The 25,986-nt window shown below is 31.8% G+C and carries 29 protein-coding genes; 25 read left to right on the forward strand and 4 right to left on the reverse strand.

Annotated elements, in window-relative coordinates; translation table 11 throughout:
• Positions 1-27 precede the first annotated feature (27 nt).
• The 14 genes from QZZ48_RS05860 to QZZ48_RS05925 all read left to right on the forward strand — a co-directional run bounded on the left by QZZ48_RS05860 (position 28) and on the right by QZZ48_RS05925 (position 12,647).
• Positions 28-801 carry a GGDEF domain-containing protein gene (locus QZZ48_RS05860; protein WP_294963031.1) on the forward strand — a complete coding sequence of 258 codons (774 nt, stop codon included), beginning with the start codon at positions 28-30 and terminating at the stop codon, positions 799-801.
• Between the two features lie 183 nt (positions 802-984).
• Positions 985-1,662, forward strand: coding sequence for a phosphoesterase (locus QZZ48_RS05865; RefSeq protein ID WP_294963034.1), 678 nt, complete (start codon positions 985-987; stop codon positions 1,660-1,662).
• Between the two features lies 1 nt (position 1,663).
• On the forward strand, positions 1,664-3,028 hold the full coding sequence (locus QZZ48_RS05870; RefSeq protein WP_294963036.1) for a M23 family metallopeptidase: 1,365 nt from the start codon (positions 1,664-1,666) through the stop codon (positions 3,026-3,028).
• Positions 3,029-3,049: 21 nt separating this feature from the next.
• On the forward strand, positions 3,050-3,934 hold the full coding sequence (gene lpxC, locus QZZ48_RS05875; RefSeq protein ID WP_294963039.1) for a UDP-3-O-acyl-N-acetylglucosamine deacetylase: 885 nt from the start codon (positions 3,050-3,052) through the stop codon (positions 3,932-3,934).
• Positions 3,927-4,388 carry a hypothetical protein gene (locus QZZ48_RS05880; RefSeq protein WP_294963042.1) on the forward strand — a complete coding sequence of 154 codons (462 nt, stop codon included), beginning with the start codon at positions 3,927-3,929 and terminating at the stop codon, positions 4,386-4,388. Before lpxC ends, QZZ48_RS05880 begins: the two co-directional genes overlap by 8 nt.
• A gap of 8 nt (positions 4,389-4,396) precedes the next feature.
• On the forward strand, positions 4,397-5,278 hold the full coding sequence (gene thrB, locus QZZ48_RS05885; protein ID WP_294963045.1) for a homoserine kinase: 882 nt from the start codon (positions 4,397-4,399) through the stop codon (positions 5,276-5,278).
• 31 nt (positions 5,279-5,309) lie between these two features.
• Positions 5,310-5,573 (forward strand): hypothetical protein, encoded by a 264-nt coding sequence (locus QZZ48_RS05890; RefSeq protein ID WP_294963047.1) that lies wholly within the window; start codon positions 5,310-5,312, stop codon positions 5,571-5,573.
• On the forward strand, positions 5,557-8,226 hold the full coding sequence (gene infB, locus QZZ48_RS05895) for a translation initiation factor IF-2 (protein ID WP_294963050.1): 2,670 nt from the start codon (positions 5,557-5,559) through the stop codon (positions 8,224-8,226). The genes QZZ48_RS05890 and infB overlap by 17 nt, the downstream gene beginning before the upstream one ends.
• Positions 8,227-8,586 (forward strand): 30S ribosome-binding factor RbfA, encoded by a 360-nt coding sequence (rbfA, locus tag QZZ48_RS05900; RefSeq protein WP_294963051.1) that lies wholly within the window; start codon positions 8,227-8,229, stop codon positions 8,584-8,586.
• The gene (locus tag QZZ48_RS05905) at positions 8,583-9,032 is read left to right on the forward strand and encodes a ribosome maturation factor (RefSeq protein WP_294963054.1); all 450 of its coding nucleotides are present in this window, start codon (positions 8,583-8,585) and stop codon (positions 9,030-9,032) included. The genes rbfA and QZZ48_RS05905 overlap by 4 nt, the downstream gene beginning before the upstream one ends.
• 74 nt (positions 9,033-9,106) lie before the next feature.
• Positions 9,107-10,117: a bifunctional diaminohydroxyphosphoribosylaminopyrimidine deaminase/5-amino-6-(5-phosphoribosylamino)uracil reductase RibD gene (gene ribD, locus QZZ48_RS05910; RefSeq protein ID WP_294963055.1), complete on the forward strand. Its 1,011-nt coding sequence runs from the start codon at positions 9,107-9,109 to the stop codon at positions 10,115-10,117.
• A gap of 1 nt (position 10,118) precedes the next feature.
• Positions 10,119-10,844, forward strand: coding sequence for a bifunctional demethylmenaquinone methyltransferase/2-methoxy-6-polyprenyl-1,4-benzoquinol methylase UbiE (ubiE, locus tag QZZ48_RS05915; protein WP_294963058.1), 726 nt, complete (start codon positions 10,119-10,121; stop codon positions 10,842-10,844).
• A 19-nt stretch (positions 10,845-10,863) separates the two neighbouring features.
• A complete protein-coding gene (xseA, locus tag QZZ48_RS05920) occupies positions 10,864-12,051 on the forward strand; it encodes an exodeoxyribonuclease VII large subunit (protein ID WP_294963060.1) in 1,188 nt (395 codons plus the stop codon).
• Positions 12,048-12,647 (forward strand): FmdE family protein, encoded by a 600-nt coding sequence (locus tag QZZ48_RS05925; protein ID WP_294963062.1) that lies wholly within the window; start codon positions 12,048-12,050, stop codon positions 12,645-12,647. Before xseA ends, QZZ48_RS05925 begins: the two co-directional genes overlap by 4 nt.
• A 17-nt stretch (positions 12,648-12,664) precedes the next feature.
• Here the strand turns inward: QZZ48_RS05925 and sppA are convergent, their stop codons facing one another.
• From sppA to QZZ48_RS05945, 4 genes are all read right to left on the reverse strand, one after another.
• A complete protein-coding gene (gene sppA, locus QZZ48_RS05930) occupies positions 12,665-13,534 on the reverse strand; it encodes a signal peptide peptidase SppA (RefSeq protein WP_294963064.1) in 870 nt (289 codons plus the stop codon).
• Positions 13,534-14,754 (reverse strand): metal-dependent hydrolase, encoded by a 1,221-nt coding sequence (locus tag QZZ48_RS05935; protein WP_294963066.1) that lies wholly within the window; start codon positions 14,752-14,754, stop codon positions 13,534-13,536. The genes sppA and QZZ48_RS05935 overlap by 1 nt, the downstream gene beginning before the upstream one ends.
• 69 nt (positions 14,755-14,823) lie before the next feature.
• On the reverse strand, positions 14,824-15,951 hold the full coding sequence (locus QZZ48_RS05940; RefSeq protein ID WP_294963067.1) for a glycosyltransferase: 1,128 nt from the start codon (positions 15,949-15,951) through the stop codon (positions 14,824-14,826).
• 22 nt (positions 15,952-15,973) lie between these two features.
• On the reverse strand, positions 15,974-17,311 hold the full coding sequence (locus QZZ48_RS05945; RefSeq protein WP_294963069.1) for an FAD-dependent oxidoreductase: 1,338 nt from the start codon (positions 17,309-17,311) through the stop codon (positions 15,974-15,976).
• A gap of 217 nt (positions 17,312-17,528) precedes the next feature.
• On the opposite strand from QZZ48_RS05945, the gene QZZ48_RS05950 reads away from it, so the two are divergent.
• The 11 genes from QZZ48_RS05950 to mnmA all read left to right on the forward strand — a co-directional run bounded on the left by QZZ48_RS05950 (position 17,529) and on the right by mnmA (position 25,857).
• Entirely contained in the window at positions 17,529-17,864 is a 336-nt protein-coding gene (locus tag QZZ48_RS05950; RefSeq protein WP_294963070.1) for a hypothetical protein, read from the forward strand.
• A 78-nt stretch (positions 17,865-17,942) separates the two neighbouring features.
• Positions 17,943-18,422: a type II 3-dehydroquinate dehydratase gene (gene aroQ, locus QZZ48_RS05955; RefSeq protein WP_294963072.1), complete on the forward strand. Its 480-nt coding sequence runs from the start codon at positions 17,943-17,945 to the stop codon at positions 18,420-18,422.
• 2 nt (positions 18,423-18,424) lie between these two features.
• Positions 18,425-18,913 carry a 2-amino-4-hydroxy-6-hydroxymethyldihydropteridine diphosphokinase gene (gene folK / locus QZZ48_RS05960; RefSeq protein WP_294963075.1) on the forward strand — a complete coding sequence of 163 codons (489 nt, stop codon included), beginning with the start codon at positions 18,425-18,427 and terminating at the stop codon, positions 18,911-18,913.
• Positions 18,910-20,181 carry a flagellar biosynthesis protein FlhF gene (flhF, locus tag QZZ48_RS05965; protein ID WP_294963076.1) on the forward strand — a complete coding sequence of 424 codons (1,272 nt, stop codon included), beginning with the start codon at positions 18,910-18,912 and terminating at the stop codon, positions 20,179-20,181. The genes folK and flhF overlap by 4 nt, the downstream gene beginning before the upstream one ends.
• Positions 20,178-21,062 (forward strand): P-loop NTPase, encoded by an 885-nt coding sequence (locus QZZ48_RS05970; protein WP_294963078.1) that lies wholly within the window; start codon positions 20,178-20,180, stop codon positions 21,060-21,062. The genes flhF and QZZ48_RS05970 overlap by 4 nt, the downstream gene beginning before the upstream one ends.
• Positions 21,063-21,082: 20 nt before the next feature.
• Entirely contained in the window at positions 21,083-21,418 is a 336-nt protein-coding gene (locus tag QZZ48_RS05975) for a hypothetical protein (RefSeq protein ID WP_294963080.1), read from the forward strand.
• Entirely contained in the window at positions 21,415-22,098 is a 684-nt protein-coding gene (locus QZZ48_RS05980) for an RNA polymerase sigma factor FliA (RefSeq protein ID WP_294963082.1), read from the forward strand. The genes QZZ48_RS05975 and QZZ48_RS05980 overlap by 4 nt, the downstream gene beginning before the upstream one ends.
• Position 22,099: 1 nt before the next feature.
• Positions 22,100-23,185, forward strand: coding sequence for a flagellar motor switch protein FliM (gene fliM, locus QZZ48_RS05985; protein ID WP_294963085.1), 1,086 nt, complete (start codon positions 22,100-22,102; stop codon positions 23,183-23,185).
• A 4-nt stretch (positions 23,186-23,189) separates the two neighbouring features.
• Positions 23,190-24,056, forward strand: a complete 867-nt coding sequence (gene fliY, locus QZZ48_RS05990; protein WP_294963088.1) for a flagellar motor switch protein FliY — start codon at positions 23,190-23,192, stop codon at positions 24,054-24,056.
• Between the two features lie 2 nt (positions 24,057-24,058).
• Positions 24,059-24,811 carry a TIGR00730 family Rossman fold protein gene (locus tag QZZ48_RS05995; RefSeq protein WP_294963090.1) on the forward strand — a complete coding sequence of 251 codons (753 nt, stop codon included), beginning with the start codon at positions 24,059-24,061 and terminating at the stop codon, positions 24,809-24,811.
• 14 nt (positions 24,812-24,825) lie between these two features.
• Positions 24,826-25,857 (forward strand): tRNA 2-thiouridine(34) synthase MnmA, encoded by a 1,032-nt coding sequence (gene mnmA, locus QZZ48_RS06000; protein WP_294963092.1) that lies wholly within the window; start codon positions 24,826-24,828, stop codon positions 25,855-25,857.
• Positions 25,858-25,986 lie beyond the last annotated feature (129 nt).

Genomic DNA, 25,986 nt, shown 5'->3' on the forward strand with positions numbered 1-25,986 from the left:
TTAATGAAGTAAGACAAAATATAAAAAATGCAATCATGGTACGCTAACGCTATGATAAACGGAGGTCAAAATGATGAAGGAACTTATTTATCATTAGAAAATAAAAATTTAGAGAATAAAATTAAATACGTACTTTTAAAATTACAAGAGTTTGAAAATATGACTAATCAAAGATATGCTAACAAAAGCTTTAACATTGCTGGAGACAAATATGATATATTATATGATAAAGTATTTAGAGAGTTTATAGCAGAAGCAGATATTGTAGAAATTGAACTTCAAAAGATAATACTAAAAGAACAAGAAAGATATAAATTAGTTTATTATGCATTATTTATTATTACGACTTTATTAATTTCTTTGTATTACATATTATTGTTTTTTCATCAAAAAGAAAAAATCAAAATTACAAATATACTTAAAGAAGAAGTTCTTCATGATTCATTAACCGGCTTATACAATCGTCGTTACTATGATGAAATAATAAAAAAAGAATTAATGAGATCAAAAAGAGATAAAATTCTTTTTACATTTGTTATATTAGATATAGATTACTTTAAAAGATACAATGATACATATGGACACCAAGAAGGCGATAATGTTTTAAAAGCAGTCGCCAAAGTATTAAAAAAGAATTTAAATAGACGTGGTGATTATTGTTTTAGATTAGGTGGTGAAGAGTTTGGGTTTTTATTTACAGTAAAGTCCGCTGATGAGTCATATAGATTTTCAAATATGATTTGTAAGGAAATTGAAAACTTATATATTCCGCATTCAAAAATGAAGCTAGTAAGTATCTAACTGCATCGTTTGGAATCCTAAATACAAATATAGAATCTAGTAGCGTACAAGAAGATGCAATATACTTGGCAGCAGATAAAGCACTCTATAAAGCAAAAGAAGATGGACGTAATTGTGTTGTTATAACTAGTATATCTTCATAAATCAAAAATAGTGTATAATAAAATCGATTGTGAGATAGATATGAATAATTTTTTAGATGAAATTGCTAAGGCAAAATATATTTTAATAGTTGCAGATGTACAAAATCTGCCTGGTGCTAGTGCCTTGTATACTCATATACTAAGGTTGCATAAAAAAGTTTCTTTAGTCTGTGAAGCTACTACTCTTGATAAAAGACTCTCTTTTTTACCATGGTTTGATAAAATAAAATCAACGAAAATTTCATCAGCTGATTTTATAATAGAACTTGATATTTCTTGTTTTGAACTTTTTAATATATTTAACAATAACAATATCAAGATAAATACTAAAATGGCCACAGCACTTTATTCAGGCCTATTACAAGAGAGTAATGGCTTTTTGAACTCTAATGTCAATGGTACATTTTTTGCTTCAATAGAACAATTAATAGAATGTGGTGCAGATTATAAAACTTGTAATAATTTTATAATGAAAAGAACTACTTTAGCAGCCTTGAGATTAAAAGCGATAATGCTACAGAATATGCTTCTTCAAAACAATTCAAAGGCTGCGGTATTTTGCATCTCTAATGATGATTTAAAATCAACTGGAACTACTTTAAAAGATTGTAGTGAAGCTTTAGATGAAGCACTAAAGTTACCTTATGTTGAACAGTCAGTTCTTTTAGATACAGATAATGAGAATGAAATTTTAAAAATAATAGTTAAGGAAATATAGATTGAGAAGAAACAGTAAGTCTTCGTTAGGCATTAAGTTAATACTAGCTTTGGCAGTTGCCGGAGCAGGGTATGTGTATAGTTCTGGAATGTTTGAAAGAGAAGATCCAAATATTAGCTTATATTCAAATGGTTATTGGAATTTAAAAAAACCACTTAAAATTGATATAGATGATATTAGTGGTGTTAAATCGTATAGTGTAATTTTAAAAAGTAAAGATGGAGAAAATGTTTTACATTATGAGCAATTCTTAACACCAAAAGGCTCACTAAGCATAAAAGTCGAACCACCTAGAAGTGCATATGCAATGAAAGATAAAAATATTAAAATTATCGTTAAGGCAAGAGATGCAAGTAAATGGAACTTTTTAAATGGTAATAGTGCTGTTAAAGAGTTTGATTTAAAAATTGATAAAAAAAGACCTGAACTTTCAATAATAAATAATTCATATAAGATTAAAAAGGGTGGAGCCGCTCTTGTTGTATTTAAAGTAGATGATGAAAATTTAAAAGAATTTTATATTCAAACAAACTATGATAAAAAATTTAAAGCACAACCTTTTTATAAGAAGGGTTACTATATATCTTTATTAGCATGGCCAGTTACAAGTGATAGTTTTAAGGCAACAGTAGTTGCTAAGGATTATGCTGGGAATAGCTCTAAATCATATATACCTCTTTATATTAAGCAAAAGAAGTACAGAGTATCTAATATTAAGTTAAGTGATAAGTTTTTACAAGGAAAAATTGCTCAACTAGCAGAAGAGTTTGTAGAAACACAAGGAGTAGAAGACTCAATAGAACAATTTAAGATTATCAACGAAGATGTAAGAGCAAAAAATGAAAAACTTATTCATGAGATAACTTCAAAAGTTTCAGATGATATGATAAGTGATTTTAAAATAAACAAGATGTATCCACTTAAAAATGCACAGGTTGTTGCAACATTTGGGGATCATAGAAAGTATTCATATAAAGGCGAGCCAATAAGTGAGTCATATCACTTAGGTCTGGATATGGCAAGTAATGCTCAAGCCCAAATTAAACCACAAAATGGCGGGGAAGTTGTATACTCTGATTATAATGGTATATATGGAAATATGCCTATTATTAACCATGGTCTTGGACTGTATACTCTGTATGGACACTGTTCAAGTGTAAAAGTAAATAATGGTGATCTAGCACATGCAAAAGAAAATGTAGCAAATACAGGCAAAAGAGGTTATGCTATGGGTGATCACTTACATTTTGGTGTTCTAATCCAAGGCGTTGAAGTTCGTCCTGCTGAGTGGATGGATAATGATTGGATGCGCTTAAACATTAGCGATATTATTAAAAACTCTAAAGAAATTATCGATAGAAGCTAAAAATGCAAGGAAAGAAATAAGATGTATCAAACTACTATTAAAAAAGCTGTTGAGTTAGTTGGAATTGGATTACACAAGGGAACACCTGTCCGCTTAAGGTTAGAACCATTAGAGTCTAACAGCGGAATAGTCTTTTATAGAAGTGATGTAGATGTTGCAATCGCTCTTATACCTGAAAATGTTGTTGACACTAAAATGGCTACAGTTATTGGTAAAGATGGTGTAGTTATTTCTACAATAGAACATTTACTTTCTGCTGTTTATGCATATGGAATTGATAATTTAAAAGTAATAGTAGATGCTGATGAAGTTCCAGTAATGGACGGAAGTAGTGCAAGCTTTTGTATGCTTTTAGATGAAGCAGGCATTCAAGAACTCTATATACCTAAAAAAGTAATGCGTATTAAAAAAGAGATTATTGTTCAAGAGGGTGAAAAGTATGTAAAACTATCTCCTTCTCCTGATCTTAAATATGATTTCACAATTAAATTTCCTCATCCTGTAATCAATCAGCAAGAATATGTTTTGGAATTTACTAAAGATAGTTATAAAAATGAAATAGCAAGAGCTAGAACATTTGGTTTTTTACATGAGGTTCAATATCTTCGTTCAAAAGGTTTAGCTCTAGGTGGTACTTTAGAAAATGCGATAGTTCTAGATGATAAAAAGATTTTAAACCCTGAAGGATTAAGATTCCCAGATGAGTTTGTAAGACATAAAATCTTAGATGCTATTGGAGATATGTCTCTAATTGGGATGAATTTCATTGGTAATTATGAAGCAATGGCAGGAAGTCATGATCTTAATCATAAGTTGACTGTAGAGTTATTGAAAAATCCTGAAAACTATGAAGTTGTAGAACTTGTAGGTGAAAAAACTGCGGACTTAGAAAAAGCATATGCTTAAGAGAGTAGATGTTGTTTTGGTAGCTTTGTCTTCACCAATTCAAATTGGGATGTATGAAGATCAAAAACTAATACATACAATTAAGAGTGAAGAAAAAAGTTCAGAAGTTCTGCCAAAAATATATAAAGAAATTTTAGAACAATATGAAGTAAAAAATCTTTTTTATGCGAATGGTCCTGGTAGTTTTATGGCTATAAAAGTTGCATATATATTTTTAAAATCTCTTAGTGTTTTAAAAAAAATACCACTTTTTGCAACAGATGCATTTTATTTTAATAAAAATCAACCTATAAAAGCGATTGGAAAGCTATTTTTTGTTAAACTTCCGACAGAAATAAAAACTCAAAAATTAGAAATAGTGCCAGATATGGAATTTAAACTCCATGATGTACTTGATTATAAAGAGTTTAGCACAATAGCAACGCCTCTTTATGGCATTGGGGCTGTTGGATAGGATAATAATTGACAATAAGTGTACCAGCAACAAGTGCAAACCTAGGACCAGGATTTGATTCTTTAGGTTTAGCAGTGGATTTAAGAAATAGAGTAGAATTTCATCCATCTAAATTTTTCAGTGTAAGTATTAAGGGTGAGGGCGAAAATAACCCAAGACTTAAAGGAAATAACCTTTTTGTTAGCATCTTTAATGATCATTACAATAGATTAACTCAAAAAAAACAAAATTTTAAATTTACTTTTTATAACCAGATTCCAATGTCTAGAGGTCTTGGAAGTTCATCTGCGGTAATTGTTAGTGCGATTGCTAGTGCACATGAAGCAGCAGGAATAAGAGTTTCAAAAAGAAGAATTTTAAATCATGCACTTTTTTACGAATCGCATCCTGATAATATTACCCCAGCTGTCATGGGTGGCTTTAATGCGGCTACGATTGAGAAAAATAAAGTTTTTTCACAAAGAAAACATCTTCCTACGTATTTAAAAGCAATTGTTGCAATACCAAATAAGCCTATTAACACTTCAAAAGCTAGAACACTTTTGCCTAAGTCTTATTCAAAAGAGAATGCAATATATAATTTATCTCATACTGCTTTAACTGTTGGAGCATTTTTTAATGAAGATTGGGAAATGTTAAAACTTTCTGCACAAGATAGATTTCATCAAAAAGCAAGGATGAAAGTTTTACCAGAACTATTTTCTGTACAGAAGATAGCATATGAGAGTGGTGCCTTAATGAGCACTCTTTCAGGGAGTGGATCAACATTCTTTTCAATGGCATATGATGAAGATTCAGCTATGATTGCAAACAAGTTAAAGCAAAAATTTCCTGATTTTAATGTGAAAATTTTGGATTTTGATAATAATGGGCTAGTAATAGAGAGATAATCTCTATTAAATAAAGTAAGATTAAGATATAATGGCGAAAAAATATAACCAACCTCTTCGAATGTGCATCTCTTGTAGAAATAGAGAAGCTCAAGATACGCTACTGAGACTACAATGTATTGATGGTTCAATAGAAGTATTCAAAGGTATTGGAAGAAGTTTTTATTTATGCGAAAATTGTATCTTTGAAGAAAAAAAAGTTATAAAATCACTTATGCGTCAATGCAAGAGTGGAGACAAAGATAAATTTACGAACAAACTAAAGGAGATCATCGCTGATGATAGAAAAAGTTAGAGTACACGAAATTGCAAAAGAACTAGGTATAGCTTCTAAAGATGTTTTAGAAAAAGCAAAAAAAATGGGTCTTGAAGTAAAATCGGCACAAAGCGTAGTTACTATGGAACAAGCTGAGGGTTTAGCAAACTTCATTATGAATGGTGAAGTTGTAGAAGCACCAAAGCAAGCTGAAAAAGCACCAGTTAAAGCGAAAAGTGATACTCCAAAACAAGAAGAAACTCCTAAGGTAGAAGAAACTCCTGTAGAGATAAAAGCTCCTTTAGATGTTGTAGAAGCTCCAAAGTCAGATATTGATGTTGAAGTTGTTAAAGCAGAGATTCTTAAAGAAGAGACTCCTAAGCAAGAAGAAACACAAAAAGAAGAAGTAGCTGTAGCAGTAGTTGAGGCGAAAGAAGAGCCTAAGGCTGAAGTTAAAGAAGAGAAAAAAAGTACTTTAAAAGTGGTTATCCCTGTTGTTACTCGTCAGATTAAAAGAACAGGTCTTAAGATTGTTAAAAAGAGAAAACCAAAAGTAGTTGAGACTTATTCAGCTCCTCAAAAACAGGCAGCTTCAGTATCTTCATATGGTAAGATGAGTGCCGCAGTTTTAGAAGAATTGGCTCAAAAGAAAAAATCTAAGCAAGGTAGTGCAACACCTACAAGAAGAAAAGAATCTGGAAAAAGAATGGATATCTTTGGTGGCACAATGAACGATGTTTCTATGGATATGGATGATCAAGTTACTTTACTTGACTTAAATTCTACAGAGAGAGCCCCACTTCCTGTTGAAGAAGCTAGAAAACCTCGTGCACCAAAACCTGCTGGTAGAAATGCTAACAAGAAACAAGCACCTCGTGGTAGAAAAGTTTCTCGTGACAAAAGAAAAAAATATACAAAAGCTACTCAAGAAGAAGAGATTGTAACTCATGTAGAGATTCCTGAAGATATTCGTGTTTATGAATTTGCAGAAGCACTAAGACGTCCAATGTCTGACATTATTAAAGTTCTTTTTGATCTTGGTATGATGATGACTAAAAATGATTTCTTAGGAAATGATGAAATTGAAATTCTTTCTGAAGAGTTTGATGTTGAAGTAACAATAATAGATCCTAAAGATGAGTTTACTCACGAAGAAGAAGATATAGAAGAAGATCCAGATGCAACTGAAAGAGCACCTGTAATTACAATAATGGGTCACGTTGATCATGGTAAAACATCACTTTTAGATGCTATTCGTGAAGCTAAAGTAACAGAGGGTGAAGCTGGTGGTATAACTCAACATATTGGTGCTTACACAGTTGAACAACATGGTAAACCTATTACTTTCTTAGATACTCCGGGTCACGCTGCATTCTCTCATATGCGTCAACGTGGTACAGATGTAACAGATATTATAGTTATAGTTGTTGCTGCTGATGATGGTGTTAAACCTCAGACTCTTGAAGTTATTAAACTTGCAAAAGAATCAGGTGCTCCAGTTATTGTTGCTCTTAATAAAATGGATAAAGAAACTGCTCAACCAGATATGGTTAAAGGTCAAATGGCTGAGAATGGTATTAATCCTGTTGATTGGGGTGGAGATGTAGAGTTTATCCCTGTTTCTGCAAAAAGTGGAATGGGAATAGATTCTTTACTAGAAAATATCTTAATTACTGCGGAAGTTTTAGAATTACGCGCAAATAAAAATGCTATGGCTAAAGCTGCTGTTGTAGAATCATCTTTAGAAAAAGGCCGTGGTCCAGTTGCTACTGTAATTGTTCAAAATGGTACTTTAAAAGTTGGAGACTATGTTGTTTGTGGTAGTGCTTATGGTCGTGTTAAAGCTCTAATAGATGAACATGGAAAACAAGTTAAATCTCTTCTTCCAAGTCATACCGCTGTAGTTGCTGGTTTAAACGAAGTTCCAGCATCTGGTGAAGTTATGATGGCTATGGATAGTGATAAAGAGGCTAAAGAATACGCTCTTAAACGTCATGAATATGATAGATATAAAGAACTTTCTCACTCTACTAAGTCAACTCTAGAAGATATGACTTCTATGATTGCAGAGGGTAGACTTAAATCTCTTAAGGTTGTTCTTAAAACTGATGTTCACGGTTCACTTGAAGCTATTAAATCTTCACTTAATGAACTTAGAAATGATGAAGTTAAGATTAATGTAATCTCTTCAGGTGTTGGTGGAATTACTGAAAATGATGTTGAGCTAGTTTCTAACAGTGAAAACTGTGTGCTTCTAGGCTTCAATGTTCGTCCAACAGGTAGCGTTAAGGCACTTGCTAAACAGAGAAATGTAGATATTAGAACTTATTCTATTATTTATCAATTATTGGATGATATTACTGTTATGTTAACTGGTATGATGGCACCGAAATTTACTGAAGAAAACACAGGTCAAGCTGAAGTTAGAGAAGTATTTAAAATACCTAAAGGTGTTGTTGCTGGTTCTGTTGTTGTTGATGGTAGACTTATCCGTGGTGGTATGGTTCGTGTTATTCGTGAGGGTGTTGTTCATTACGAAGGTGAACTTACTTCACTTAAACGCTTTAAAGATGATGTTGAAGAAATCGGTAACGGTTATGAATGTGGTGTTGTTATTAGTGGTTATGACGATGTTGTACCTGGTGATATACTTGAAACATTCAGAAAAGTTGAGCAAAAAGTTTCTTTATAAATGACAGAAGCTCAAATAAAACTAAAGCGTACAGAATCAATTCTTGGTGAATTGGTTCCTCAAGCGTTAGGCTCATTAAACGATAAAAGACTTCATGACTTAGAGATTTTAGAAGTTAAATGTTCTCGTGGCAAAAGTGATGCAAAAGTTTACATAAATCCAAGTGAATATAGCGAACAAGAAAAACGAGACTATCTAAAGCTTTTACGAAATGCCAGACCAATAGTTGAGACATTTTGTCTTAAAGATCAGGGTTGGTACCGTTGTCCAAAGTTTACATTTGAGTTTGATGAACAAGTTCAAAAGTCAAAAAATATAGAAGAACTATTTAAAAAAATAGCAAAAAAGGATGAAGAATGAGTTTACAAAGTGATATAAATTCGTTTGTTTCATCAGTTGACCTAGAGCTTTATGATACTTTAATTGTTAGTGAAAATGATGAGACAATTTATCGTGTAAGTGTTATTTCAAAAGAAGTAGTAGATGGAAAAAGAGCTGGCATAAGTCTAGAGAGTTGTGTAGAATTGACACATATGATTTCTCCATTACTTGACGTTACTCCTCCTGTATCTGGTGATTATAGACTTGAAGTTGGTAGTCCCGGTATTGAAAGAAAGTTAACAACTATAAATCATTTTAAAAAATCTATTGGTGATAGAGTAGCTCTTTATTCAATTTCAAAAGATAAGATAAGAGGTATTTTAACTAAAGTAGAAGGCTCTAAAATCTTTATTCAAAGTGAAGATGAAATGCTAGAGTTAGAATTCAACGATATTGCCAAAGCTAAAACTTACTTTGAATGGTAATGAAAAGCTTTAAAGAAAACTTAGGGTTAGCACAAGATAAGGGGCTTTGCTCCTTATCAGTTTAGGATAAGGTAATGGTAATCGATTCTAACTTTTTTATGAACCTAGCCTTGAGAGAGGCTTGGAAATACCAAGGTTTAACCTATCCAAATCCAGCTGTTGGCTGCTGTATTGTTGGCTCAAATAATGAGCTTATTGCAGTTGAAGCACATCAAAAAGCTGGATCACCTCATGCAGAAATTATGGCACTACAAAGTGCATACTTTAAACTTACAAATAATTCTAAAATTCTTGAACTGACTTCTTCTATTGATATTCATAATTTTCTTTTAAATTATCATAATAATTGCTTTAAAAATATTTCTCTGTATACTACACTTGAACCATGCTCTCATATTGGCAAAACACCATCTTGTGCATCTTTAATTTGTGTACTTGGAATAAAAAAAGTATTTGTTGGTTTTAATGATATAAATGTAGAAGCATCAGGCGGAAATGATATACTAAAGAAAAGTGGAGTTGATGTTAAAACTCTTTTGTTAGAAAAAAAGTCACAAGATTTAATCAAGCCTTTTAATATATGGAATCAAGATAAATTTATTTTTTTCAAATGGGCGCAAAGACTAAATGGAACTACCGACGATGGAACTGTAAGCTCGGCACATTCAAGGAAGAATGTTCATGCTATGAGAGATATATGTGATTTACTTGTTATTGGTGGTAATACAGTTAGAACTGACAGACCAACCTTAGATTCAAGGCTTGTTAATGGTAAAGCTCCAGACATATTAATAATATCTAGAACAAAAGAGTTTGACAAATCAATACCATTGTTTAATATTGAGAATAGAAAAGTTTTTATAGAAGATAACTTCTTAAAATTAGATAATTACAAAAATATCATGATAGAGGGAAGTTCAAAAATGTTTGAACTCTCTAAAGATATAGTGGATTATTTTTTATGTTATTTAGCTCCAAATATGGCTGGTAAGAGTGGATTTGAAAAAGTAGAAGAAAAATTTGATATTTTAAATATAGACCAAGAAGACCAAGATATAATCATGTGGATGAAAAGGGAAATATAATATGCAAAAACAAGAAAAACAAAAACAAGAAAAAATTGTATCAATGTTTGATGATATTGCGCCGACGTATGACACAGCAAATCGTGTTATGAGTATGGGTGTAGATAAAAGTTGGAGACGTAAAGCTTGTGACTTGGCTTATGAATTTTATGCAAAAGATTCTATTGATAAAATTGTTGATGTAGCTTGTGGAACTGGCGATATGATGGACTTCTGGCGTTCTCGTGCTGAAATAGCAGGAATAGCAATTGGTGATATTGTTGGAGTTGATCCTTCTGTTGGAATGGTTGATGTTGCTCGTGATAAATATCCTGAGTTTAATTACCATATCTCAAAAGCTACTGAAATTCCATTAGAAGACGCAAGTGCAGATTTTTTAAGTATTACTTACGGAATTAGAAATGTTGTAGAGCGAAAAAAAGCTCTTGATGAGTTTAATAGAGTTCTTAAGCAAGATGGTCTTGTAGTAATTTTAGAGTTTATGAAAAATGAAAATCCTTCTTTTCTTGGTAAGATTAGAGATTTTTATATGAATAAAATACTTCCTAAAGTAGGTGGTTTTATTTCTAAAAATTTAGAAGCATATGAATACCTTCCTAATTCTATAGGAGATTTCTCAACTGTAGAAAATATGCAAAATGAGTTAAGAACTGCCGGTTTTGAAATGCTTTATACAAAAAGCTTTTCTATGGATATCTCTACATTACTAATAGCTAGAAAAAAATAATTTTATAAAAGGTGAAGCTTTGAATGTATTAAATGTTTCATCACTTAATGAACAGATTAAAACTCTTCTTGAAAGCAGTTTTTCTCGTGTTCTTGTTGAGGGAGAACTCTCTCGTATAACTTTTCACAATAGTGGACATATATACTTCACGCTTAAAGATGCTAACTCAACACTAAAAGCCGTAATGTTTAGAGGTAATGCTTCAAAACTAAAGTTTCAGTTAAAAGAGGGCCTCAAAGTTATTTTAGATGGTGCTATAACTCTATACAAACCTCGTGGTGAGTATCAGATTAACTGTTTTTGCATTGAACCTGCTGGTCATGGAGCTTTGGCTTTAGCGTATGAGCAGTTAAAACAAAAACTGGCATCTCAAGGCTATTTTGAGACTAGTATAAAAAAACAACTTCCAAAATTCCCTTCTAAAATTGCACTAATAACATCAGCATCTGGAGCTGCTTTGCAAGATATGCTTAGAGTTGCCAACACTCGATACAAAGCACTTGAGATAGATATTTATGATGTACTAGTTCAAGGTGATAGTGCTGCATCTTCAATTGCAAATGCTATTATAGTTAATGATACAAGAGATTATGATTTTATTGTAATAGGCCGTGGTGGCGGTAGTATAGAAGATTTATGGGCGTTTAATGAAGAGATAGTAGCAGATGCTATATATAGAGCTAAAACACCTATAGTTTCTGCTGTAGGACATGAAATAGATTGGGTAATTAGTGATTTTGTATCAGACCTCAGAGCAGCGACTCCAAGTGCTGCAATGGAGATGACACTTCCTGATTCTAATGAACTCTTTCAGACACTAGATTCTATCGCATCTCAACATACACAACTTTTGTCTCAAAAAATACAGAGTTCTACACAAGAACTTACTCATATGTATAACTTATACTCAAGTCATTCAATACAAAGAAAATTAGAGCAAAAGATGCAAGAGGTTAGCATTTTAAAAGATTCATTTTCTCATGCTATAACATCAAAACTAAATGTTGCCCAAAATCAAGTTATAAATTTGCAAAAGATGATAGAATCCAATCATCCAAAATTTAAAAGTAAAAAAGGCTTTGCACAAATATCACAAGACTCAAGAGTTATAAATATATCTAGCTTAAACGTTGGAGATGAATTTATGGTACAGAGCGATGAAGTAAATATAAGTGCTAAAGTCATAAAGAAGGAAAATATAGTATGAATTATCCAGAGTTTTTTAATGAAATAGAAGTTATAAAAGTACAAGATCCTCTTTCAGCAGTTTTAGGCGCATTTGCTAAAGGTGAATATGAGTTCAATTACCTTGATGTTGTTAAGTCAGCTGGACATAGTTGTCCAACAGTCGCAGGTGCTTATCTTATCACTGCCCAAGCTTTAAAAGCTCTTTATAAAGATGAGACAGCAGTTCGTGGAAATGTTAAAGTAGAATTTAAAGAATCTTTAGAAGATGGTGTTACTGGAGTAATCAGTAATGTTGTTTCTCAGATTACTGGCGCTACTGATAAGAGTGGTTTTAAAGGTTTAGCAGGAAAATTTGCTAGACACTCTCTTATGGATTTTGATTCACAAATTTCATCATCAGCTAGATTTACTAGAGTTGATACGGGTAAATGTGTTGATGTGATTTATGATCCATCATCTATTATGCCTAGCCAAAATATGCAACCATTAATGCAAAAAATGATGGGTGGCTTGGCTAAACTATCAGAGATAAAAGAATTTGGTGAACTTTGGCAAGATAGAGTAAAAAGAATTTTTGAAAACACTCAAAGTGTTGTAAGAGTTGTAGAGGTATAAAACCTCTACAGTTTAGACTATTTTAATACTAAAGAAGGAAAGTATGTGTGAAGAGTTACAGCTGTAGAAGCTGATAGTTTCTTCATTATCTTATCAAACTTATCTTCTTTATTCCACACAGGATTTTCTACTCCACTTAATAGTATAAGTTTCATTTTAGCATTGTAACTTACTCCAAGTGAATCTACTAAACCTACATCTTTAGCTTGTTTAGCAGTAAATATATGAGCATTAGCATATTGGTCTCTTTTATTGATATCAAGGCCTCTAGCATCTGCTACGTCTTTTGTAAACATATCATAAGTGCCTTGAATAACTTTGTTTAATTCATTTACTTCAAAAGGCTTCCATTTTCTGTTTGGAGTTCCTACTTGTTTGTATCTACCTGCTTTAACAGTTTGAGTTGAAATGCCTATTTTACTCATAAGCTCACTCAAATTTGCCCCTTGCATAATAACACCTATACTTCCAACCATTGAACCAGGATTTACTACTATTTCATTTGCCCAGATGCTTGCATAGTAACTTCCGCTTGCGATAGTTCCCTGAGCATATACAACAACAGGTTTTTTTGACTTTAATCTTTTAATTGCGTAAGCTAGTTCTATAGAGGGAGCAACTGCACCACCTGGAGAGTCAACAACAAATAAAACACCTTTTATATTATCGTTGGATCCTGCTTTTTCTATCTGCTCTAGTACCTCTGATATTTCCATTATTGGTCCGACTAGGTTAATCTGTTGGAGATTATTAGAAATAAGGTCTTGCTCACTTGAAGGAGCAAAAAGTAAAAATAAAATAAGCACAAAAATCATAGCTTTGAAATGATTTTGAATGAAACCTAGTGTTGCAGTAATTGGATAAAATATCTTTTTAATAAATTGCATTAGTTGCCTTTTTCTTTCTTTCCGTTTATATAAACTTTAGAGATATTATATCTATGTAATATTAAATGGATTGCTAACTCATCACTTGGTTCTTTATCTAAGTCTAGCACAAGCATATCCGCATTTTTGCCTTGTGCTATTTCACCTATATTTAAATTTAGTGCAGATGCAGCGTTAATAGTAACACTATTTATAAGTTTTTTAGCCAAATCTAAAAGTGGCATTTCTGAGTGCATAAAAAGAGCACATTTCATCTCTTCAAATAAATCTAATGCATAGTTTGAACTAAGTCCATCTGTTGCACATACCCAATTTATATTTTGTTTATCTACTGCTTCTAAGTCAATTGCACCATTTCCTAACAATCTATTTGAAATAGGACAATGAATAATTGTATGTTGATTTGAAGATATACTTTTTAATTCATTCTCATTTGCTTTAACTACATGTGTAAGAAGAGTTTTTTCATTATCAAAGTGTTGTAAAAATTCTTTTGAATCACTAACTGCATAATCTTGTTTTAGTAACTTTTGAAAAAAGTCTTTAAACTCACCATTATTAGAATCCAACCAATTTCTCTCCGCCTCACTTTCCATAAAGTGAGCTGTTAGTTTTAAATCTTCATTTTTTACTATTTCAATAGCTTTTTTGATTAAAATAGGGTGAACAGAGTAAGGAGAATGAATCGCAACTGCTGGGTGAAAACCTTCTCTTTTAACAGTTTTTGAAGCATCTAAACGAGAAAGAAAATCATCAAAAAGTGCATCTGCCATAGTTGCCTGAGAACCAATAAGTTCGTTGAAAAAAACAACATTTTGAGCAGCATTTGCACAAGCTTGTAAATCCATTCCATGTGAACTTACTGCTCCAAATGTTGTTATACCAGAGTTAAGCATATTATCTATTGCTTTACTCATACAAGCTACGTCACAACCGCCAATAAGCTCTTCACGATTTTCTATTACACTGTATAACCAGTTCATAAAATCGCCATAAGTAAGGCTAGTTTTATTAGCACTAAACTCTATGTGAACATGAGCATTAATAAGTCCTGGCATTAGTAATGAATTCTTTTGAAGAATTTCTATTTGTGCATCTGGGTACTCTTTTTTAAGTTCTTCTAAGGGTGCAATTTTTTGTATAGTTTTGTCAAAAGCAACTGCTAAGTCTGAAAGTAGGGTGTCTGGTGTTAGTATATAGTTTGGTGAGATTATTTGCATTTTTTTATCTTTATTATGAAAGTTGCAAATTATAGTTAATAAGCCATGAAAAGCTTATTAAGAATCACTTTAAAGTGATTCTAGCTCTTCTTTGAGTTCTTTTGCCATGATTTTGTAGTTTCTTTTATGGCTTAGTAGTTTTTCTTGTCCAGCATGTCCCATCTTAACAATATCATCTTGTGACATAGCTATAATTTCTTCAAGCTTTAGAGCAATTTCTTGATTTTTAAAGTTACACAATATTGCATCTTCATCACTGAAAATATTACGATTTTTTACATTATCAGTTAAAAGTGAAGGAATAGCACAAGTGTAATAATCCATTGTTTTTGCTGGAATAGATGTAGAATAAATAGGTACATTAGGTAACATAGCAATTCCAACATCACAAGCATCAACTTGTTGTATTAACTCATCATAACTATCGGCTCTAATAATACTTACTTTGTCTTCTATTGAAGTGTAACGCTTCATTACATTTCTAGCAAATTCAGAATCTAGAGTAGAAATATTTAGATGCCAATTGTCTGATTTAACCTTTGTAAAAGCGATTAAAACTTCTTCAAATTCTCTTAGACTATCTAATGTTCCAACATAGATAAAATGGCGTTTACTACCTTCAGACTCTTTGTGAGAAGTTATTCTTGCTGGATCTAAACCTGCTGGAAGAGGGTAGCTTTTTACACCAGTATCTGCATAAAAAATATCTTCCATATCCTTAGAAGTAGGCATAAAAATATCACACTGAGAAAGTAGGTGTTTTTTACTATTTTTAGTAAAGTAATTTTTTGCTGTTTCAATCATACCCGCACTATTATTAGCCTTATGCGCTTCAAAAGTCTCTTCATTTTTTGGAAAAGAGAGTCTGTACCCAACTTTATATCCATATTGTCCACGACTACAAAGAACATCTTTTAGAATATCTGGTTTATTACGTACAAAAACATAATCATATGAAGATAAGTCTACACCTTTTCCTTCAATATAAGAACAAATCTCTTTTCTATATTGCTGAGGAACAACATAATCTGTTCCTTTATGTTGGAAACTATTTTTAAACTTTGTGAAATAAACAATATTAACATCATAATATTCTTTTAGATAACCGTTAAACAGTGAACCTATAGTTCCGTGGTCTGTATACTCTTGTAAATCAGTAATATATAGAATTTTCTTTTTTTGTTCTTGAGTTGTCATCTTTAATCTCCTTGTTTATTTATTATTTTACTAGTTCTTTATTGAATTGTTCTTCATTAAAAGTTAGATTTAAATGTTCACAAATGATTTCTACATCACGTTGAGCATTACCTAAACAAGATGTTGCCCCAGGAGAAGGTGTCATATTAAAGATAATACCTTCTCCTGTATTTATAGAAGCCTCGCCAAGCATAAGTTTTTGGTTCTTCTTATCTAGAATTTGAGGTCTAACACCACCAAAACCTTTTGCGTATGAAATATCATCTTCACCTAAAGATGGAACTATCTTTCTCGCATCTTGGAGAAATAGTTTTTTATTAATTAGTGGTACTTCAAACATAAAGTTTTTAAGTACATAACTACGTATTTCAGAATCTTTCATTAAATCAAAAAATATTTTAAATACGTTATGGTCAAATCTTAATGTTTTAACGAAATCCCAATATGTTCCAGGCTTAAAGCGCTCTAGTTTAGGTAACATTAATGCAGTAGGACCAAATCTAGTAAATCCATTTACAAGAATATCTGGGTCACCATGCAGAGCGGCAAAAGGTAGTTTTGGATTTTGAACCATATATACTTTTCCGTTAAGAATTTTACGGTTACCCATGTAAAAACTACCAGCCATTGGAAGACAGCCGTAGTCTAAACCATGACCCATTTGATGGGCAAGATAAAGACTATGTGCTCCAGCATCTACTACAACAAAATCAGCAGTAAAATGACTCATTGTAGTTTCTACATGGTAAGTACTTCCAATCTTTTGTATATGTTTAACTTCATTGTTAAAGAAAATATCAGTTACCTTATCTTCAAGCTTGATTGTGTTGTCAATAAAAGTATCACTAAGTGCTTTAAAGTCAACAGTAGTATATTCACCTTGTGCTCCCATACCTACTATGTCTTCTGGACGTTCTTTACCATCTTTGTCAAATATAACAGCTGGCTCAATCTCAGCTAATTGCTCTTTTGTGTAAAATTCAAGATATGGATATAGAGATTTGAACTCTTTATATCTGTTTTTAATGTAGGCAACTTCTTCATAACCAACACCTAGTGCAATTTTCTGATGTGAAAAAATTACCTTATCTTCGTAACCATACTGTAGACAGTATTGTTCAACCATATCTGCAGTTTTTTTAACCTTTTCCGCTTTTTCAAGCGTATAGTTAGTCTCAATATCTCCACAATGTAAGGTCTGAGAATTTGCAGAACCACTAGAGTTTAATGAAGCCAAAGACTCATACTTTTCTAATAGGCAGATTTTCTTAGCATCTGTATAGCGACCTAGTTCATAAAAAAGGGCAGCACCGGAGACGCCGCCTCCAACAACAATTACATTATAGTGATTCTGTGTCATATCTTCTTCTTTGCATTGATTTATTTGATATTATTATATGATAGTACGATAATAAATATTTAAACATTCTTAAAGCAAATAAATTGTTTTATTTGTTATTATTATAATATAGTGCTGTATGATACTATATTAATTATTCTTGAATAATAGAAGAAGAAAAATATATAATATGATATAATTTATAAAAAATAGACTTGCTTTAATTAGGAGTATTGTTATGGAAAAGTTTACAAAATTTGAAAATTTAGAAGAAGAACTTATTGATTTGACTGATGTTCTTAAAAATAGTCTTCAGAGTGAAGTTTTGTCAATAAAGAAACTTGTAAAATCATGTGAAAAATTTAAAAAAATATCTCAAAGTGTTCATAATTTAGATGATGCAGAATATGTGATATTTTCCAAATATATGACTAAACAATTTCATGATTCAGAAGTCTATATCTTTGTTGATACTACGGGAAAAAATGTATGTAACATATCTGGAAGAGATATTGATCTCTACAATATGATAATGGATTGTGAAAATCTGGTCGAGAAAAAAGATCAGTATTGATTTTGTGTAACTCTTTTTAATATTACTTTTGATAAAATATCTCCTTTAAAGTTTTAATATTTACAAAAAAGGTAAAAAATGAAAGTAGTAGTTATTCAAGGTCCAAATTTAAATATGCTTGGTGTTCGTGAACAAAATATATACGGTCCAATGAAATTGGAGCAAATTCACTCTCAGATGAAAGAATTTGCAACTCAAAACAATATAGAGATTGAATTTTTTCAAAGTAACCTAGAGGGTGAAATCGTAGATAAAGTTCAAGAATGTTATGGAGATGCTCATGGTATTATTATTAATGCTGCAGCATATACTCATACTTCAATAGCTATTAGAGATGCTCTTTCAGCAGTTAATCTTCCTACGATAGAAGTTCATATTAGTAATATTCACCGTCGTGAAGACTTCAGAAAAGAAAATATGATTGCACCTGTTTGTACATCATCTGTTGTTGGTTTTGGTCCTTTTGGATATCATCTTGCAATGGTTGGTATGTTACAAATTATGAGTGAAATGAAAGCAGCTCAAGAGATGCAACAACAAGCACCAGCAGCTGAGTAGTTATGTATATTAACCGTAAGCTAAACGAGAGTTTAACGACTTTTAAAAGCTTACATTTTGGGTCTTATAATAGACCCAAAAGTTCTCACAGATATAAAGTAACAGTAGGCATTGGTGGTAATGTTGGAGATGTAAAACGAAGGTTTGAACATCTTTTTACATTTTTTAAAAAAGACAAAAGAGTTGAACTCTTGCAAACATCATTGATTTTGAAAAATCCTCCATTTGGTTTTATGGACCAAGATGATTTTCTAAATTCAATTATCGTACTCCAAGTTAGCATGCAACCTATTGCTTTTTTGGATTATTTACACAGGGTAGAGAAAAAATTTGCGCGCAAACGAAGTTTTGCAAATGCTCCAAGGACATTAGATTTGGATATCATCTTTTTCGATAATAGATTTATTAAAACAGACAGACTCATCATACCTCATGCAAGTTGGTTTGAGAGACAAAGCGTAGTTATTCCGCTTATGGATATAAATAAATGAAAATATTAACATTTACTGGACGAACACCTTCAGAAGCGCTAAAAAAAGCTAAGCTTGAAATTGGTAATGACGGTATGCTTATTGAGACTCGCGAGATTCAAAAAAAAGCACTTGGAAGAGAACCTTTATATGAAATAGTTATTGGTATAGATGGTAATAATATCCACTCAAATTATCCAAAAAAACCTAAACCACTGGAAAAACAAAAGCCACTCAGACAAGAGAGCGCAGATGTTCTTTATGATATTTCTAGTGCTGCAGCGCAGATATCTGAAATAGCAAATGTTACAGACCCTCTTTACGAATACGGGGTACCAAAAAAAGCTCCTAGTTCATATGAGCCAAAAGAGTTAAAAGAGATTAAATCAGAGATTAACAAGCTTGGAGATAAGGTTAAGCTAATCCAAAATATGTTTTGGGATGAAAAATCACCTGATATTGAAAGTCAAATTCCATCAGAATTTGCTGAGATATATAGACTGGCATCTCAAAGCGGTATGGATAGAGATCACCTTGATGGTATTATGAGAATGACATTAGAACATATGCCACATAAAATGAGAGAAAACTCTTCAACTGTCAAAAGATACTTTCAAACACTTCTTAGAAAAATGATTCCAATTAGAAGAGAAAGTGTTCCAACTCCTGGTACTAAAAAAGTAATTATGCTTGTTGGTCCTACTGGTGTTGGAAAGACTACTTCAATAGCTAAACTAGCTGCAAGATACTCATACTTATTGCAAAAAAAGTATAAAGTTGGTCTTGTTGTTTTAGATACTTATCGTATTGGCGCTGTTGAGCAGTTAATGCAATACGCTAGGATGATGAAACTCGGAATTGAGACTGTAGTTGATCCACCAGAGTTCTCTACAGCACTTAATTCACTGAGATACTGTGACTACATTCTTATTGATACTATGGGTTCTAGTCCATATGATAAAAATAAAATAGAAAAAATTTATGAGTGCTTGGAAGCTAATGATACTGAGTACAATGTAGATGTTGTTTTAGTAATGCCAAGTTCAATTAAATATGAAGATTTAAAAGTTACTTATGAGAACTTCTCTACTCTAAATGTAGATACAGTAATGTTTACAAAACTTGATGAGACAATGGGTTTTGGAAATATTTTCTCTCTGGCATATGAGACAAAAAGTCCTATTAGTTATTTCTCTGTAGGGCAGGAAGTCCCAGAAGATTTAGTATGTGCAAGTAGTGATTTTTTAGTTGAGTGTTTATTACATGGTTTTAATAGGAGTAAAGCATGATCGGTCATCAAGCTGAAAAGCTAGAAGAACTAGTTGCTTCTAATTCAAAAGAGTTACAAAAGAAATCAAAAAAAACTAGATTTATTGCTATTACGAGTGGTAAGGGTGGAGTTGGAAAAAGTACTATTAGTTCTAATCTAGCCTATGTTTTATCTCAAAATGGACTAAATGTAGGTATATTTGACGCTGATATAGGTTTAGCAAATCTAGACGTTATGTTTAATGTAAAGATTAAAAAGAATATATTACATGTTTTAAAAGGAGAAGCTACTGTTAGCGATATCCTTATTCCAATTACTAGAAACCTGATTTTAATTCCAGGTGAAAGTGGTAATGAGATATTAAAATATGCTGATGCTGCACTTTTTAAAAGATTTATGGAAGAAGCTCAAGTCCTTGATAAACTAGATGTAATGATTATAGATACTGGTGCGGGAATAGGTGATCATATTCAAATATTTTTAAATGCCGCTGATGATGTTATTGTTGTTACTGTTCCAGACCCAGCAGCAATTACTGACGCATATGCAACTATTAAAACAGTAGCAACTTTGAGAAATGATATTGGTTTAATTATGAATCAGGTTAAAAATGAAAGAGAAGCAGAAGCAGTTTTTGAAAAAATTCGTAAGGTTGCTTTAGCGAATATTGGAGATAAATTAGATTTACAACTAATGGGTAAAATTAACAGTGATTTAAAAGTTAGCTCTTCAGTAAAGCGTAGAGCTCTTTTTAGTATTTCATATCCAAATTCTCAACCTCACACGGATATAACGGCAATAGCAAGTAAAATAGCGTCTAGATTGGAACGAAATATGCTTGTTAGTTCAAATGAAAGTGGATTAACTGGGCTGTTTAAGCGCTTAATGGGACATTTTTAAGAATATTTTGGGGTACATGGATGTTAGGTGAAAACTTTGTATATTTCTTTACAGTTCAAGGCTTTTTTGTCGGAATTATTTTTGGCGTATTAAAGTCTTTTGATGCTGAAGGGCTACTCCTATACACCTTTTTTATAACAATATTCTTTTATCTGTTTTCACATATTATAATTGCATTTTATTACAAAACATTTATGGCAAAGTCTTATTCCTTCCCTAAAGAAGCTCATGAGAAGGACTTAGACCTTTTTGTAAAAGAGATTAATAAAAGAGAAAAACTTATAGATTCTGTTTGCAAGATGACAGATGCTGCAATTAAAATGAACTCTAAAGAGATAGCAGGACAAAAAAGATGATTTCTTCATATACTCAAGATATCAAACATAAAGAAGATGAATTAGCAATTCAGTATTTACCTGCAGTAAAAGGGATGGCATTTAGACTCAAAGAAAGACTTCCTAGTTCAATTGACTATATGGATTTATCAGCTATTGGCACAGAAGAACTTATAAAATTAGCAAGAAGATATGATGAAACTTTAAACGATTCTTTTTGGGGATATGCAAATAAAAGAGTTTATGGTGCAATGCTTGATTATCTAAGAAGTTTAGATATTTTATCTCGTGCTAGTAGAAAACTTGTAAAAGCTATAGACTACGCAGTTGAAGAGTATAGAGTTACTTATGATGAAGAGCCTACAGATGCAGAGCTTTCAGAGCTACTTGATGAGACTGAAGAAAAAGTTCATGACGCTAGAATAGCATCTACAATTTACACAGTTATGCCACTTCACGATCAACTTCAAGTTGGTGATGAGGGTGCAGCATTAGCTCTAATAGAAAAAGAAGAATTAGTTGCTGTAATTAAAAAGATATTATCTGGATACAATGAAAGAGAACAGTTGATTATTCAATTGTATTATTTTGAAGAATTGACATTAAAAGAGATAAGTGAAATTTTAGATATTACAGAGTCTAGAATTTCACAAATTCACAAATCAGTTATTCATAAAATTAAAGAAAGTGTAGGAACATGATATGGCAGATATACTTTCTCAAGAAGAGATAGATGCACTACTAGATGTCGTAGAAGACGAAGGTGATGATGTCTTAGAGACCGCAGATGACAATCTTCTTCCTCAAAGACAGGTAACACTCTACGATTTTAAAAGACCAAATAGAGTTTCAAAAGAACAACTTCGTGCATTTCGCGGTGTTCATGACAAAATGGCACGTTCACTAGCATCTCAGATATCTTCTATTATGAGATCTATTGTAGAAATCCAACTTCATTCAGTCGATCAAATGACCTATGGTGAGTTTTTAATGTCACTACCAAATCCAACTAGTTTTAATGTATTTTCCATTAAACCATTAGAAGGAAGTGGTGTAATTGAGATAAATCCATCAATTGCATTTCCTATGTTAGACCGTCTCTTGGGTGGAAAAGGTGAACCTTTTGACGCAAGTAGAGAGTTCTCAGATATAGAGCTAAGTCTTTTCGAGACGATTTTACGGGTAATGATGAGTACTCTAAAAGAAGCTTGGGGTCCAGTTATGGATGTTTATCCTAATGTTGAATCTAAAGAGTCTAGTCCAAATGTTGTTCAAATTGTTGCTCAAAATGAAATTGTAGTAATGGTTGTAATGGAAATTATTATTGGACATAGTTCAGGAATGATGAATATCTGTTATCCAGTTATATCTTTAGAGCCTATCTTGCCAAAACTTGCTAGTAGAGACCTTATGTTAAATGAGACAAGTTCTAAAAAAAGTAGAAATACAGAACTTCAAATATTACTTGGTGGTGCGAAGGTAAATGTAGAAGCAAACCTTGGTAATGCGGAACTTACAATGAAAGATGTTTTAGACTTACAAATTGGTGATGTTGTGCGACTTTCTACTGCAGCAGATGATATTGTAACAGTTAGCATAGATGGAAAAGAACGTTTTAATGGTGAAATAGGACTTAGAAGATTTAGAAAATCTATACAAGTTACTGAAGTAATTGATACAGAAAAAGATGCAGTAAAACGCGCATTAGAAAATTTTGAAAACCTAAGACATGAAAAAATATCTGGAGTTAGAGATATAGTAAATGATGAGAATAAAAATGAAGGCTAAATAGATGAATGAATTTATGAAACTATTTGAAGATGAGACAATCGGTACAGTAGAAGCTTTAGTTGGTCAAGCGCCAACACTAGATATACATGAAGAACAAACTTTAAGTATAATCTCAAATATTATTCCTCCAATAGTACTTGCTAAACTAAGTATAAGTGGAGATATAGATGCTAGCGCTATGGTAGCTTTAACACCAAATCTTGCTGCGTCATTATCAGATTTAATGATGGGAGAAGATGCAAGTGATAGAGATGATGTAAGTGAAGATGATTTAGATGCATCAAAAGAAATAATCTCAAATATATTTGGTGCAATAGGTAACTCTTTATCAGCTCAAAAAGAGCTAGCACAATTATCTTTTAAAATTGATAGCATAGAGTTTGTTAATGATGACTCTGAAGTAAGTTTAGAAGAATATAGTAAAATGTTTGTTTATAAGTTTGCAATTGGTGAAATCAGTTCTCTGTTTATGTTTATAATGGATGAAAAACTTAATAGTAGACTAGAGGGTAATACTGAAAAAGCTAGTAGTGATGATTTTTCTTCAGGTATTTCTTCTATGGGTGATCCATATACTTCAGATATAAAATTAAATAGTGATGAAATGAATAATATTTCACTAATTATGGATGTTAAGTTACCCGTTCGTGTTAGAATAGGTAAAAAGAAAATGTTACTCAAGGATGTTCTTAATATGGACATAGGTTCCGTTATAGAATTAAATCAACTGGCAAATGATCCATTAGAAATATTAGTAGACAATCATGTAATAGCACAAGGTGAAGTTGTAATTGTAGATGGTAACTTCGGTGTTCAAATAACTACTATTGGCTCTAAAAGAGAGAGATTAACTCAACTTAAGGCATAAATATGAAATCTAATAAAGATGAATTGGCAAAAAAGTATATAAAAGATATAAAATCAGCTGATGTTTGGAGTGTTTTTAAAATTATTGCTGATTTTGTAAAAGGCTTTGATGAGCTTGGAGAGTTAGGACCAACAGTTACTATATTTGGTAGTGCAAGAACAAATGAAAGTGATCCCTATTATAAAAAAGCCCAAAAACTAGCTTCAATGTTAGGCTCACGTGGTTTTAACATTATGACAGGCGGTGGACCTGGAATTATGGAAGGTGCAAATAGAGGTGCTAATAATCATAAAGATGTTGAATCTATTGGTTTAAACATAGATCTTCCTTTTGAACAGACTGCTAATCCATATACAACAAAAGAATTGAGTTTTGATTATTTTTTCTCAAGAAAAGTTATGTTAGTAAAATATTCTATGGCTTATGTAATATTCCCTGGTGGATATGGAACTTTAGATGAACTATTTGAAGCTTTAACTCTTATCCAAACAAGAAAAGTAACTGGGGTAAAAGTTTTTGTAGTTGGGGTTGACTTTTATAAACCTCTTCTGGAGTTTGTTGAAACGAAAATGCTAACTACTGGTATGATAGATAAAGATGACTTTGAGATGATTAGATTAACAGATGATTTAAAATTAGTAGTTGAAGAGATTGAAGACTCATTGTTAGAACAGATTAAAATGCTTCAAGATGCTGGTCTTGGTGATTCACAATATTGTAAATCATTATCAGAGTTTCCAACAAATAAAAAATAAAAGATATATTAGTTATGAATAAGCAAAAAAAAGTACTAGTCGGTATGAGTGGGGGAGTTGACTCAACAATATCAGCTTTACTTTTAAAAAAAGATGGTTACGAAGTAGAAGGTTTATATATGAAGCTTCATTCAAAACCAGGTTACCATGAAATACATTTGGCTAGAGCTCAAAAAGCTGCAGACTTTGTTGGAATGAAATTGAATGTTTTAGATTTACAAGATATATTTAACGAAAAAGTTTTTCAACCATTTATAGACACATATTCTCAAGGAAAAACACCAAATCCATGTGCATTATGTAATAGAAATCTTAAATTTGGTGAAATGGTTAAGTTTGCAGAGTCAATAAATGCTGACTATCTAGCAACAGGCCACTACATAAAAACAGATGGAAAACATTTTTATCGAGCAGAAGATGATACTAAAGATCAAAGTTATTTTTTGTTTTACGTTAAAAAAGATATTTTATCTAAACTTATTTTTCCACTTGGAAGTAGACATAAGAGTGATATTAAAAAGTTCGCTGCATCTATTGAAGGTTTAGAGTCTTTTGCATCTCAAGGTGAATCAAGCGAAATATGTTTTGTAGAAACTACATATACTGACCTACTAAAAGATTATGTAAATGTAGATAACAGTGGTGAAGTACTAGATAAAGATGGAAATATAGTTGGTGAGCATAAAGGGTATATGCATTATACAGTTGGAAAACGTAAAGGCTTTACTGTTAAGGGTGCTCAAGAACCTCATTTTGTTCTTAGTATAGATGCTGAAAATAATCAAATCACTGTTGGTAAAAAAGAAGAGTTAGAATGTAATAGTTTAACTATAGAGAATCTTAATATGTTTAATGATTCAAACGAATTTGAAACAAGTGTTAAGTTAAGATATAGAACAATAGCTGTTCCTTGCCATGTAAAGATTGAAAAGGGTAAAGCAGTAATAACTTTAAAAGAGAGTGTTTATGGAGTTGCAATTGGTCAAGCAGCAGTCTTTTATGATAATGATAAACTGATTGGTGGTGGTTGGATTTGTGCAGTTTAATGCATAAACTGATTACAACTAAAAACAATGATAAAACTTTCCAGAAACTTCTCAACCGATTAAGAAACTTCAAAGCATTAACCCCCTATAATTCCCATCCACAAACAAAGAGACCTTGTCAAAAAGGAC

The organism is Sulfurimonas sp. (genome assembly GCF_016744025.1).
Taxonomy (GTDB): Bacteria; Campylobacterota; Campylobacteria; order Campylobacterales; family Sulfurimonadaceae; genus Sulfurimonas.